Annotated in this window: 13 protein-coding genes and 1 other annotated feature; of the genes, 3 read left to right on the top strand and 10 right to left on the bottom strand. The window is 31.8% G+C overall.

All coding sequences use genetic code 11. From position 1 onward, the window contains the following. Nucleotides 1-79: 79 nt before the first annotated feature. Nucleotides 80-694: a PH domain-containing protein gene (locus CAB05_RS19850; protein ID WP_088003525.1), complete on the bottom strand. Its 615-nt coding sequence runs from the start codon at nt 692-694 to the stop codon at nt 80-82. A gap of 81 nt (nt 695-775) precedes the next feature. After that, entirely contained in the window at nt 776-1393 is a 618-nt protein-coding gene (locus CAB05_RS19845) for a YgaN family protein (RefSeq protein WP_088003521.1), read from the bottom strand. Nucleotides 1394-1669: 276 nt separating this feature from the next. Here CAB05_RS19845 and CAB05_RS19840 point away from each other — a divergent pair, with 276 nt between their 5' ends. Beyond that, nucleotides 1670-3226 (top strand): ABC-F family ATP-binding cassette domain-containing protein, encoded by a 1557-nt coding sequence (locus tag CAB05_RS19840; protein WP_088003518.1) that lies wholly within the window; start codon nt 1670-1672, stop codon nt 3224-3226. A 122-nt stretch (nt 3227-3348) separates the two neighbouring features. On the opposite strand, the gene CAB05_RS19835 is transcribed toward CAB05_RS19840, so the two are convergent. Further along, complete coding sequence (locus tag CAB05_RS19835; protein WP_088003515.1) at nt 3349-3945, bottom strand: nitroreductase family protein; 597 nt, start codon at nt 3943-3945, stop codon at nt 3349-3351. A gap of 177 nt (nt 3946-4122) precedes the next feature. After that, nucleotides 4123-5811 carry an arginine--tRNA ligase gene (gene argS, locus CAB05_RS19830; protein WP_088003511.1) on the bottom strand — a complete coding sequence of 563 codons (1689 nt, stop codon included), beginning with the start codon at nt 5809-5811 and terminating at the stop codon, nt 4123-4125. 43 nt (nt 5812-5854) lie between these two features. Continuing rightward, nucleotides 5855-6075 (bottom strand) — a binding site (T-box leader). Between the two features lie 123 nt (nt 6076-6198). Here argS and CAB05_RS19825 point away from each other — a divergent pair. Both CAB05_RS19825 and CAB05_RS19820 read left to right on the top strand, forming a co-directional pair. Next, nucleotides 6199-7287, top strand: coding sequence for a tetratricopeptide repeat-containing glycosyltransferase family 2 protein (locus tag CAB05_RS19825; protein ID WP_235821570.1), 1089 nt, complete (start codon nt 6199-6201; stop codon nt 7285-7287). Nucleotides 7288-7395: 108 nt separating this feature from the next. Continuing rightward, a complete protein-coding gene (locus CAB05_RS19820; protein ID WP_142283139.1) occupies nt 7396-8436 on the top strand; it encodes a tetratricopeptide repeat-containing glycosyltransferase in 1041 nt (346 codons plus the stop codon). 32 nt (nt 8437-8468) lie between these two features. Here CAB05_RS19820 and CAB05_RS19815 read toward each other — a convergent pair whose 3' ends face one another. From CAB05_RS19815 to CAB05_RS22540, 6 genes are all read right to left on the bottom strand, one after another. Continuing rightward, nucleotides 8469-9845 (bottom strand): bifunctional glycosyltransferase family 2 protein/class I SAM-dependent methyltransferase, encoded by a 1377-nt coding sequence (locus CAB05_RS19815; protein WP_088003506.1) that lies wholly within the window; start codon nt 9843-9845, stop codon nt 8469-8471. A gap of 69 nt (nt 9846-9914) precedes the next feature. Further along, nucleotides 9915-10373 carry a dTDP-4-dehydrorhamnose 3,5-epimerase family protein gene (locus tag CAB05_RS19810; RefSeq protein WP_088003503.1) on the bottom strand — a complete coding sequence of 153 codons (459 nt, stop codon included), beginning with the start codon at nt 10371-10373 and terminating at the stop codon, nt 9915-9917. Beyond that, nucleotides 10373-11215, bottom strand: coding sequence for a dTDP-4-dehydrorhamnose reductase (gene rfbD, locus CAB05_RS19805; protein ID WP_088003500.1), 843 nt, complete (start codon nt 11213-11215; stop codon nt 10373-10375). The genes CAB05_RS19810 and rfbD overlap by 1 nt, the downstream gene beginning before the upstream one ends. Further along, nucleotides 11212-12168: a dTDP-glucose 4,6-dehydratase gene (gene rfbB / locus CAB05_RS19800; RefSeq protein ID WP_088003497.1), complete on the bottom strand. Its 957-nt coding sequence runs from the start codon at nt 12166-12168 to the stop codon at nt 11212-11214. The genes rfbD and rfbB overlap by 4 nt, the downstream gene beginning before the upstream one ends. 74 nt (nt 12169-12242) lie before the next feature. After that, nucleotides 12243-13124, bottom strand: a complete 882-nt coding sequence (rfbA, locus tag CAB05_RS19795) for a glucose-1-phosphate thymidylyltransferase RfbA (RefSeq protein WP_088003494.1) — start codon at nt 13122-13124, stop codon at nt 12243-12245. Between the two features lie 330 nt (nt 13125-13454). Further along, on the bottom strand, nt 13455-14207 hold a 753-nt coding region (locus CAB05_RS22540), incomplete at its 5' end, for a collagen-like protein (RefSeq protein WP_235821569.1).

Below are 14207 nucleotides of genomic sequence, written 5' to 3'. Positions count from 1 at the left end.
TTAGTTGTCTTTATACGTGTAATTTTATTGTTTTCTTCCAGCAAAAGGAACACGGAACATTATTTGTAGATTCTTTTTTTTAGTTATTAATATACTTCTCAAAAACATAACCAAAATCTTTGACTTTGTATTGTTCTCTTGATTTCATTAACCACTCAAATGCCGCTTCGTTAATTTCTTTAAAATTATTTACAACACTATTTTCATTACTTGAAACACGACTTAGAGTTGTAGATGCTAATTCAATACTTTCCTTAGCAAAGCCTAGTTTAATTTCGTTTTCATGACAAATCTCAGCGATCATTAATAATGCTTTATATAAATCTTTTAACTCTTCAATATGTTTTTTATGTACATCAATCGAGAATTCTTTACCACCGATATTGAATTTAATTTCAACATCCAAATCGATTGTACCCGCAGTTTCTAGAACAACTTGAGAAATTTTATAAGTATGATAATTATATCGATGAAGTGTACGTTTTTTACTGATGGCACTAGTTCCGTCTAAATGAATTAATGCTTTATTTGTGAAACAGTACTCATCTGTTTTTGATTTAATTAAAAAATAGATCCTCTCATCATCTTCATGCATTACGTAATCATCAGAATCGACCTTGTCATAGTTTTTTGGCTCGATGACACTACCTACATCACTTAATCCAAGCATATCTGCTGCAACTTTACCAAACATGTAAATTCCTCCTCAAAGGGTAATTTTAGTGGATTTGGGAGAATGAGTTTTTTCTTCTCCGCTATCCTTACCTTAATTACTTTATTTAGCTTCCAGACATAATAAGTATACATATTTATTTTTAAATAGTCTTTCATTATCTTTTAAATCAGGAAGAATACTAACTGATTCCATCGAATCATTTCCTTCCACAAATGCTCCAAGTGCCATTTCTTCTCCTTTTACTATTTCATGTTTCCCTTCAATTTGTTCAAAAAATGACATTTTAGTTTGGTCTGGTTGTTTATATAATGTTTGACCCATACTATGCCCATTTCTATTTGCAAAAATGATGTCCCATTCATATGTATTTTTCGTTTCATGCTGAAGTTGACGTTTAAATGTAAGATAGTAAGTTTTATCATTATCTTTTAGAATAGTGATTGCAATACCACCTATTGTATGCACTAATTTACCTTTAGAATACACTTTAATTTTTGCTTCCAATGACTGTATATCTGTATAATCATCTAGTTTCAATTTATAAATCGCTAATTTTTCACTACTCTCCCCAAGCATATTAAGTGTATTCATTTCAGATTTGGTCATTTTATAATTTTCCAAAATACTCTTTTTTTCTTTTATAAGAATTAGAGTTTCATCTTTTTTGCAACTTACTAAAAAAATGACTACTAATAATATATAAGTGATTTTCCTCACTTTTTCCCACCTCTAAACTTTCAATAACTAACATATGGTTATTCAATTAAGATTTAAGTATTCCTTTTTTTCACATGTTTTCATAAAGTCGCTTTTGTAATAAGTCATGACTGAATTTTCCTTACTTCATCATACAATCCCTTCTTTTCTGTCAGCACATTAATTTACCATTGAACACTTACCTAGTTGCAGACTATAATTAGTAAGTGACTGTTTAAATTACGTTCTAAAAAGAACATTTTAATATAACGAAAAAAATAGAAAAGGTGTAGATTAATGAGTATATTAACTGTAAAAAACTTAAGCCACGGCTTTGGTGATCGTGCAATATTTAATGATGTTTCTTTCCGATTATTAAAGGGAGAACATATCGGTCTAATCGGTGCTAATGGTGAAGGTAAATCAACTTTCATGAATATTGTAACAGGAAAACTTCAACCTGATGAAGGTAAAGTTGAATGGTCTAAAAAAGTTCGTGTTGGTTATTTAGATCAACATGCTGTTTTACAACAAGGTATGACGATTCGCGATGTATTAAATAGTGCATTTCAATATATGTTTGATATGGAAAACGAAATCAATGAACTTTATGTAAAAATGGCTGATGCTACTCCTGACGAAATGGAGAAGATGCTTGAAGACGTTGGAATTCTACAAGATACATTAACAAATAATGATTTCTATATTATCGATGCAAAAGTAGAAGAAATTGCTCGTGGTCTTGGTTTAGAGGATATTGGTCTTGAACGAGATGTAAATGAATTATCTGGTGGTCAAAGAACTAAAGTTCTTCTTGCCAAACTTCTATTAGAAAAACCTGATATTTTATTACTTGATGAGCCTACGAACTATCTAGATGAACAACATATAGGGTGGTTAAAACGTTATTTAAATGAGTATGAAAATGCATTTATCCTAATTTCACATGATATTCCATTCTTAAATAGTGTAATTAATTTAATTTATCATATGGAAAATCAAGAATTAAATCGTTATGTTGGCGATTACGATAATTTCATGGGCATTTATGAAATGAAAAAATCTCAATTAGAATCAGCATTCAAACGTCAACAGCAAGAAATATCGGAGCTGAAAGACTTTGTTGCTCGAAATAAAGCTCGTGTTTCTACTCGTAACATGGCAATGTCTCGCCAAAAGAAACTTGATAAAATGGACATTATCGAGCTTGCAAGGGAAAAGCCAAAACCAGAGTTTGACTTCAAACCAGCTCGTACTTCTGGAAAACTAATATTTGAAGCTAAAAACCTTGTTATTGGTTATGACGAACCACTTTCACAACCATTAAACCTTCGAATGGAGCGCGGTCAAAAAGTCGCTTTAGTTGGTGCGAATGGTATCGGTAAAACAACTTTAATGCGTAGCTTACTTGGTGATATTAAACCAATTTCAGGTGAAGTTGAACGCGGAGAATTCCTTCATATTGGATACTTTGAACAAGAAGTAAAAAGTGATAACAATAAAACATGTATTGATGAAGTTTGGGATGAATTCCCTTCATTTACACAATACGAAGTTCGTGCTGCTCTTGCGAGATGTGGTTTAACAACAAAACATATCGAAAGTAAAGTATCTGTATTAAGTGGTGGAGAAAAAGCCAAAGTTCGTTTATGTAAATTAATGAATAATGAATCAAACTTACTTGTACTAGATGAGCCGACTAACCACTTAGACGTAGATGCAAAAGAAGAATTAAAACGAGCACTGAAAGAATATAAAGGTAGCATTTTAATTATCTGTCACGAACCAGAATTTTACCAAGGTCTAGTAACAGACGTATGGAATGGTGAAAACTGGACTACGAAAGTATTTTAATAAGAGTTTCTTTTATTAAGATAAACATATAAAAAGGGAGCAAATTAACATACCGTGTTAATTTGCTCCCTTTTATTATTGAATTACGAAAACGTATTAAAAGATTCAGTCTCTCTTTTTTATTATGAAAGTGTAATGTTTTGGCCTAGTTTTGTCGTCCATTCCCTAGGATTTTTTCGTTTTTTAGACACTTTTGGCATTGTATTAATATAACCGATATGAAGTGCGCCCAATATTTTTCTGTTTACTGGGATACCCATTTCTTTATAAAATTGTTGATCAAAAATATATGGGTTTGTACGCCAAACCATTCCAATATTTTTTTCCCAAGCAGCTAATTGTAAATTTTGAACAAATGAACAAGTTGCACCAATAGCTTCCAAATTCTTTTTTTCATTTTCTGTATGATCTGTTGTTATAATCAAATGCATAGGCGTATCAATAATATATGATTTAAAAAACTCAACAGATTTTTTTATTTTTTCAACAGTATATGTTTCTGTTAACTCCATTCTTTCATAACTATCTACGATTTTTGAAGCATAAAATTCTTTTTCATTTTCTTCTGAAATCATGATAAATTGCCAAGGCTCTTCTTTACTATGAAAAGGAGCATAAGATGCTACTTCCAAAAGTTCCATCAAAATCTCTTCAGAAATTGGGTCCTTTTTTGTATCTCTAACTGTTCTTCTATTTTTGATTGTATTTAAAATTGTCATTTATTTGTCAATCTCCTTAGTTGGAATCAATTCATTTATTATTATAAATGTAATTGATAATCATTTTCAATAAAAACAAAGTATTTATTAGTAAACTTTAAGATTAATTTTCAAAAGTAACTTTGGAAAAAAACAAAAAAAAGTATGAAAAGAAAATGTTCTTTTCATACTTCTTGATTACATTTCTTTTGGTGCACGAATACCCAATAATCTAAGTCCCTCTACTAATACAATCGAAACAGATTTGATTAGAGCTAATCTACTTACTAATTGATCGTCTTCAGTAAGGATATGTGTATTACCATAATATTTATTGAACGCTTGAGCCAAATCAATAGTATATTTCGCAATAACTGACGGTTCATTTTGTTCGAAGCTACGTTTTACTTTGTCTGGAAAGGCTTGAATATTTTTTATGATTTCCCAACTATACTCATCATGTAAGCCTTCTTGATTTTGGAAATCTGTGACATTCGCTTTTTCTAAGATTGAATTAGTTCTCACAATAGAATACTGTACATATGGCCCCGTTTCTCCTTCAAATTTCAACATTTGCTCTAGAGAAAACTCGAAATTATTCATTCGATCATTTTTTAAATCCTGGAAGATAATCGCTCCTACCCCTACCATTTTTGCAACTTCATCTTTATTTTTTAAATTAGGATTTTTGTCAGTTATATTCTGATTGGCTAATGTGATTGCTTCTTCAATAACTTTTTCAAGTAAGACAATTTTCCCTTTTCGAGTTGACATTTTTTTACCGTTTTGAAGAATTAAACCAAATGGTACATGTTCCATATTCTTAGACCATTCATATCCCATCTTATTTAAAACAGTAAATACTTGCGTGAAATGTAAAGCCTGTTCTCCTCCTACGACATACACTGCTTTATCAAAATCATATGTTTCTTTACGGTAAAGTGCAGCTGCCAAATCGCGAGTAGCATATAAAGTAGCTCCATCGGATTTTCTTATTAAACAAGGAGGTAATTCTATTTCTGAAAGGTCTACAACTTCAGCACCTTCTGATTCAACTAATAATTTTTTCTCTTCTAATAATGTAATGATTCGATCCATTTTATCATTATAAAAAGCTTCGCCATTAAAGCTATCAAAGCTAACACCTAATAAATCATACACCATCTTAAATTCTTTTAGTGATTCTTCACGGAACCACTCCCATAGTTCTTGCGCTTCTTCATTTTTCTCTTCTAACTTCTTAAACCAGCTTCTTGCTTCTTCTTCAAGCTGTGGTTCTTTCTCAACTTCTTCGTGAAATTTAATATACAGTGTTAGCAATTCTTTGATAGGGTTTAATTTTACTTTGTCTTCTACTCCCCAACGTTTATACGCAACAATCAATTTCCCGAACTGTGTTCCCCAATCTCCTAGGTGATTAATTTTGATTGCGTTATAACCATTTTTTTGAGCAATGTTTCCAATCGCGTTTCCAATCATTGTTGAACGAATATGTCCCATTGAAAAAGGTTTGGCAATATTTGGTGAAGAACAATCAATCACAATTGTTTTTTCTTCATCACTAACTTGATTTCCGTAATCTTTTCCTTTATTTAATACAGTTTCAATAATTTGTTTACTAACAATTTTCTTATTTAAAAAGCAGTTTACATATGGTCCATTCGCCTCAACTTTTGCAAATAATTCATGTTGTATGAGAGGTGCAATCTCTTGTGCAATGTTAACAGGGGACTTTCTTAATGACTTTGCAAGCTGAAAACAAGGGAATGCTAAATCGCCTTGATCTGCATAATGTGGTTTTTCAATCAGTGCATTAATTTCAATTTTATTTAATGCGCCATTTAATGCTTTTTCTAAATGCTCACTATACAATAATTCATAGTTCATCTTCCTTCATTCCCTTCTAAAATAAATAAAACCCCGCCTCTAAAAAAGAGACGGGGTTTAAGTTCCGCGGTACCACTCTAATTGTTCAAATATTATTGAACCAACTTTAAGTTTGTTAACGAGGTTCCATCCCCGGTAAATCCTACTATCATTTCGGATTTACTTCTCCAAAGTGCGCTTCATCTTATTTGTTTTATTAGGCTTCCACCATCCCTAACTCGCTTAAAAACTTTATAAGATTACTCTCTTTATCATAAAATTTCCAATATTCCTTTTACATATTTAAACATATACAAAACTGAATAACAACTTTCTTATAAAAAAATTTCAATATTTGGATGAACGTTTTATTGACAACCTTAATAACATAAATTTGAGGTGGAATTAATGAAAAAAGATTCAATTACTATCAGTCTTTGTATGATTGTAAAAAATGAAGAAAATGTTCTTGAAAGATGTCTTTCATCCGTTTCTACTATTGTAGATGAAATCGTCATAATTGATACAGGTTCAACTGATCAAACGAAAGAAATGGCAAAAAAATTTACAAATTGCGTTTATGATTTTAACTGGATCAATGATTTTTCCGCGGCTCGGAACTTTGCCTTTTCTAAAGCAACTAAGGACTATATTATGTGGTTAGATGCAGATGATGTGATCACAGAAGTGAATGCAGAAAAATTACTTGAGCTAAAGAAAACTTTAACAGAAGAAGTAGATGCTGTTGCAATGAAATATCATCTTTCTTTTGATGAAGATGGAAATCCAACATTTAGCTCTGTTCGAAATCGAATCGTTAAACGTAAAAGAAATTTTAAATGGATTGGTTTCGTACATGAATACCTTGAAGTATATGGAAATATCATTCATTCAGATGCTGCCGTCATCCATCATAAAGATAAAGACTCATCTACCCGAAACTTAAAAATTTATGAAGAAGCAATTGCTTCAGGTAAATCATTAAATCCAAGGGATAAATATTATTACGCAAATGAATGTTTAGATCATGGGAAGTATGAAACCGCAATTGAATGGTATAACAAATTTTTAGATGAAGGCAAAGGCTGGTCTGAAGATAATATACAAGCTTGCGGAAAAATGGCTGATTGTTATTTGAATTTAGGAGATATGGATTTAGCAACCCGTAGTTGTCTAAAATCATTCACTTACGATGGCCCCCGAGGAGAAAATTGTTGCAGATTAGGCTATATCTATCTTCAACAAAACGATTATCATCGTGCAATCTCATGGTATAAAATTGCTACATTTGTTGATATTCCTGAACAAAAAAGCCCATTTATTAATACTGCATGTTATACTTGGCTACCACATTTACAATTATGTCTTTCCTACAGTCGTTTAGGTGATCAAGAGACTGCTAAAAAACATAATGATATTGCTGCTAGCTTTGCTCCTAATAACCCTTCGGTCAAGTATAATCAAGCGTATTTTAACTCATTATTTAATGAGAAATAATACAACTTCGGTGTCCCTCAATGTAACTTGTAATATCATAAATACATTTTTTAGTTAGAAGCGATATCTTAAGAAAAGAGTGATATTTTGACTACCGTTAGTTTATGTATGATCGTTAAAAATGATGAAGCAGTTATTGAAAGATGTCTACAATCAGTATCCGACTTGGTGGATGAAGTGATAATTGTTGATTTAAAATCCACAGATAGAACTAGAGAGCTAGCAAGTATGTATACAAAAAATATTTATTCCTTTGAAGCAACTCAGCATGAAAAAGATACATTAAGCTATTTATTTGAACTCGCTACAAAACAATATATTTTTTTCGTAAATCCTAATGATATTTTGTTCGAAAATGACAGGGAAAAATTTGCACAATTAAAGCAGTCGATCAATTCAAATATAGATGGAATTTCAATGGAACTGAAAACTCATTTGAATGAAAGTACGCCAAAGAGACTAACTAGAATAGTAAATAGAAATAGTTCTTATTCTTTTAGTGTTGAATCCGGTGAGCATCATATTAATGTTACAGGTAAAGTGGTTGATTCTGACCTAGCGATCAACCATCTTCCATACACAAATAATCCTAATAACCATATAAAAATATTTGAAAAAATGATTGAAGAGAATGTTGTCTTTTCACCTAGAGATTTATTTTATTATGCAAAGGAATTAAGTGATAATCATCAATATGATCAATCGATTCAATATTTTCTAAAGTTTTTAAGAAAAAAACAACCGTATAATGAACATAATATACTAGCTTGCTATTATTTAGCAGATAATTATCATCACCTCAATTTATTTGAATTAGAAAAAAGTTGGTTACTACACTCACTTCAATATGAAAAACCACAACCAGAAACATGCTGTAGGATTGGTTATTTTTTTCTAGAAAATACAAACTATGATTCCGCAATTTTTTGGTATGAAGAAGCAGCCTCAAATAAAAATGCAGAGCAACTCTCAAACGTTCAATATTCATATTCAACTTGGATGCCACATTTACAATTAGCAGTATGCTATGATCGAATTGGTAAACATCAATTAGCGAATGAACATAATGAAATGGCCTATAGTTACCATCCAACACATGCTAGCATATTATCGAATAGACAGTATTTCTCAAATTTATTAAATAAATAAACGGCGGTTGAATTTCTCAACCGCCGTTTTTATTATTTTTTCTTTACAAGTACAAGCATTTGATAGATTTCCAAATTTGTTATTAATTCGTCTAGTGTTATACCAAATTTATGTGCCAAGTGAACCACTTCTTCAAAAAATAATTTTATATTAATATTCACATCTATTTTTTCATTCTTGTTATAAATGATGTCAAACATATGAGTAGGAAATAGTAAATTCATTGTTTTAGGCGTAAAAAATCTTACATGCTCTTTATTTAATATTCCTGCATTCAAGTAATTCCAACTACCATTTAATAACTGGTAAAGTACTTCTCCATGTGAGACATTTGGAACTCTACAAATAATATTTCCTGATGGTTTTAATAGTTTACTAATTTCAATTATATAATTCCAAGGGTCGTAAATATGTTCAATCGTTTGATCTAAAATAATTAAATCAAAAAAATCATTTGGATATGATAAATTCGTCTCATCACAACTCACAATATCAACTTTTTCATAAAATTGTGAAGCAATTGACGCCAATGCAGGGGTCTTTTCTGTACCATATAATTCACATGAATACCTATTTTTTATCTCTAAACCTGTTGCGCCTGCCGAGCATCCAATTTCCAATAACTTCTTCACATTACTTGGTACCATTTCAATTATTTCTAATTTAGGATAGGCAGTATCTATTAAATGGTTGCCCCATTTTTCTATATAACGATATCGATTTTCAATATAAAGCTGAGTAATATTAATATCACTATTCCCTTTAAATGTTACATGTCCATAATGATGTACATATGAATCTAATGCAATATGCAATTCATAGCCTTCTAGAACCGTTCTTAAACAGATATCATCATCTTCAAATGAACCGAATTTAAATCTTTCATCAAAACCTTTTAGTTTTTCAATTACCTCACGTTTGACTAATAAACAAAAACCCACTAGTCGCAAAACCTGCTTAGATTTCCCTTTGACTGTTTCACAATATTGTAAAGCAAACTCATTTATTTCATCATCAGATTGATAATTCACGTCAATTCTTTGTAATCCACTTACATAATTACTAACTGGACCAACCATACCAATACGATCATTGCTATATAAAAGATCTAACATTGCATCCAACCAATTTTCAGTAACAATTGTATCATTATTTAAGAACAACAAGTTATCTCCAGTAGCAACCTCAATTCCTTGATTACAACCGCCAGCAAACCCCATATTTTTTTCATTTAAAATTGTTATAAACGAAGGATTACTTTTTAAATATTCACGTGTTCCATCGGTAGAACCATTGTCTACTACAATAATCTCGACTTGGTCCTTTTTTGTATATTTTTCAAGACTTTCAAAGCATTTTTTTGAAACATCTAGCTGATTATATGTTAATAGAATAATGCTAGTTTTCATTCATTACACCTACTCATCCTTTGCTTAAGACCCCACAATAAAAACTTATTATAGATTCGGAGTATACGCTTATCTATTTTGAGTTTCCCAATTAAATCCGATTGTTTCATCATTCCAAGGAATTCTTTTTTCATCGGGCTTTTTTGGATTATATGATTTTGTTGTACAATAAATGATTGTTGCAGACTGATCACCGATTACCCGGTATCCATGTGCTACCCCTTTAGGAATTAATAAAATCATCGGATTATTTTCTCCCATATAAAAAACATTTGTTTTGCCTTTTGTAGATGAATTCTCTCTTAAGTCATATAAAACAACTTGTGCATTTCCAGATGGAAAAAACCAAATATCATCTTGTTCTTCATGGTAATGAAAAGCTTTAATCACACCTGGATAAGTAGTTGACCATGATAATTGGCCAAAATTTGTCAGTAACTTATCATCATCTCTTAAAACTTCTGCAAAAAAACCTCTATCATCACAATGTTTAGTAAGTTTTTTCGTTATAACACCTTCAATTTGCATTAATTTCCATACTCCTTTCTTAAAAACTCATGTAATGCTTCTTTCCAATCCCTTTGATGAATTTGTAAATCAACAAGTTTCTTATTACTTAATACTGAATACATTGGTCTTGGAGTTTTAGCACCATATTCTTTCGTTGTCACTGGAATGATTTTTGATTTACGATTTAAAAATTGTAGTATTTCACAAGCAAATTCATACCAACTACATTTCCCTAAATTCGTCACATGGTATATACCTGGTTTCTCATTTAATAGAGACTGAAGGATTAGGACTAAATCTTTCGTATATGTTGGACACCCTATTTGATCATCAACGACTTTGATTTCATCTAATTTATTTGATAAATTTACCATTGTATTCACAAAATTATTCGCTTTATGTCCATATAACCAAGATGTCCGTATTATGGTACTGTCTTCATTGATCGCTAATACTAGCTCTTCTCCAAGTTTTTTACTTTTACCATAAATTGTATTTGGAGACGTGAAATCATCCACTTCATATGGAGTATTTTTTTCACCATTAAAAACATAGTCTGTACTTATATGGAAAAAACGACAATCCATTTTTTTAGCTTCAACTGCTAGATTAAATGGTCCAATTGCGTTAACAAGATATGCTTTTTCAATTTCTACTTCACATAAATCAACTTTTGTAAAAGCTGCAGCATTTATGATTACATTCGGTTGATGTTGATTTAGTACTGCGTTAACTTCTTTCCTATTCGTAATATCTAATTGCTTTTTTCCATATGGAATAATTTCAATTCCATCTTTAACAAAAAGATTCTGAATTTCCTTACCAAGCTGACCGTCAGCACCAGTGATTAATATTTTCATATTTTCTTGTCACCGAACTTTTCAATATACCATTTCACCGTTTCTTCTAAAGATTCTTGAAAAGTATGCTGCTGTATCCATCCTAATTCTGATTGAAGTTTACTAGAATCAATTGCATATCTACGATCATGACCAACCCTGTCTGTTACATAGTCTATTAAACTCTCTGGTTTACCCATAATTGCTAATACTTGCTTAACTACCTCAATATTTGTTTTCTCATTGCCACCGCCAATATTATATACTTCACCACTTTTTCCATTTTTAATAATATTTGCAATTGCTCTGCAGTGGTCTTCTACAAATAACCAATCTCTAATTTGCAAGCCATCCCCATAAACGGGAATTTTCTTTTCTTGTAGCGCATGATAAATGATGGTTGGAATGTATTTCTCCTTATTTTGAAATGGTCCAAAATTGTTACTACATCTAGTTGTTATGAGTGGTAAACCAAACGTCTGAAAATATGAACGCACAATTAAATCGGAGCTTGCTTTTGATGCGGAATATGGATTATTTGGAGAAATAGGAGAGTGTTCTGTAAAAGGTGTATCATTTTTTTCTAGTGTTCCATAAACTTCATCCGTAGAAACATGAATCATTTTCTTTGCGAATCCATTCATGACAACTTGAATCATATTAAACGTACCAATTATATTTGTTTGAATAAATATTTCTCCGTCCTTAATACTACGATCCACATGAGATTCTGCAGCAAAGTGCACAAGTACCTCATACACTCGATCTAAAGCCAACTTTATTTCTTCCATATTAATAATATTTGCCTGAATAAACCTTACTCTAGGGTTTTTACCTAATTTATTTATTTCTTCAGGGTGACTTGCGTAAGTTAATGCGTCGATAATAGTAATCTCGTAATCAGTATTTTTTAATATAAAGTTTACAAAATTTAAACCGATGAACCCCGCACCACCAGTAATTAAAATGTTCAATCGATCCCCACCTTTACAAAGACTTAGAACAGGTTTTTCACAAAATAACTGTCTAACAAAAATAAAGATAAACGTTATTTACTTTTTTTAACATTTGATATTACACTTAATAAATACTTTCCGTAATCACTATTAGCTAAAGGCTTCGCAAGTTTTTCTAATTGTTCAATTGATATATATCCTTTTCTAAATGCGATTTCTTCAATACATGATATTCTTAAGCTTTGCCTTTTTTGAATCATCTCTATAAAAGTAGACGCTTGAATTAGTGATTCATGTGTACCTGTATCTAACCAAGCAAACCCCCTACCTAGTATCTCTACCTTTAATTGACCGATTTTTAAATACATTTCATTCAGGTCAGTAATCTCATACTCACCTCTATCAGAAGGTTTAATTTGCTTAGCGAAATCAATTACTCTATTATCATAAAAATATAATCCAGTAACTGCATAGGTCGACTTTGGATTAATAGGTTTTTCTTCTATTGAAATGACATTTCCATCAACATCAAACTCGATGACGCCAAATCTTTGTGGATCTTTAACGTTATATCCGAATACTGTCGCCCCTTCTTTTAAAGTGGCTACTCGCTCTAATATATTCGTAAAATCATGTCCATAAAATATATTGTCACCTAAAATTAAAGCAACCGATTCATTCCCAATAAATTCTTCACCTATAATAAATGCCTGTGCAATACCTTCAGGTTTTTCTTGTGCAATATATGATAAAGTAATTCCAAGTTTAGAGCCGTCCCCTAATAATTCCTCAAACCGAGGAACATCTTGTGGTGTAGAAATAATTAGAATTTCCTTAATACCAGCAAGCATTAATATCGAAAGTGGATAATAGATCAAAGGCTTATCATAAATAGGTAACAGCTGTTTTGATATTACTCTTGTTAACGGATATAATCTTGTTCCATTTCCACCGGCAAGTATGATTCCTTTCAATAAACAACACATCCCTAATGTACTTCTTATAAAGTTTGGATAAATAACATTAATTAACATATTCACGACTAAATCATTTTGCCAGTACAAAAAGATTAGATTACTTTTTTTTCATGTCAAATTAAATAAACAAAAATGTCATCTTTAAGTGGTCAGTAAAAAAAGAGAACCTCATTTATTTTTCAGTAAATTAATTACTGATCGATAAATGAGGTGAAAACAATCTAATAATAGATATATCCCAAAATCACAATTAATAATGATGAAGGGTTACCACCACCCAGTTAAAACCTACCTATCATTAGAACCGTCAAACTATTACAAATTAAACTAACTTAATTCAAATATTACAATGGTAATATTAGGATGATTTGCATCTTGAGCTGGGAAAGTAATTGAACCAGTACTGTCAACAATCAAATTCAATGCCGTAGGTGCAACTTGTCCTACTGTACTAACGATAAAATCGCCAGATCCTGGAGAAGCCGTTGCTACTAATGCAGCAGAACTTGGATCAGTAAATCCACTTCCCGGAATTGGTGTTCCTGCTAAATTAAAGTGAATAGATACTGCATTCGGATCAGTTGCCTCACCATCGAAGCTATAAACAACATGATAAATATGATTTTGTGCAAGGTTGATATCTGCTGAACCTGCAACATGTGTGATATCAGTTCCTGTAATTACACCATTAGTATCAAATGTTGCTGCAGTACCTGTAGTAACTGTTTGGAGTGCAACGTTAAATACATGTGCACTAGCTGCAATTGTACCTGTTGCTCCTGTTGCCCCTGTTGCTCCTGTTGCCCCTGTTGCTCCTGTTGCTCCTGTGTCACCTGTTGCCCCTGTCGCTCCTGTTGCTCCTGTCGCTCCTGTTGCTCCTGTTGCCCCTGTTGCTCCTGTTGCTCCTGTTGCTCCTGTTGCTCCTGTTGCCCCTGTTGCTCCTGTTGCTCCTGTTGCTCCTGTGTCACCTGTTGCTCCTGTTGCCCCTGTTGCTCCTGTTGCTCCTGTTGCTCCTGTGTCACCTGTTGCTCCTGTTGCCCCTGTTGCTCCTGTTGCTCCTGTTGCTCCTGTTGCTCCTGT

The organism is Gottfriedia solisilvae, assembly GCF_002128405.1.
GTDB lineage: Bacteria > Bacillota > Bacilli > Bacillales > Bacillaceae_G > Gottfriedia > Gottfriedia solisilvae.
This window is presented reverse-complemented; position numbering and strand designations above follow the sequence as displayed.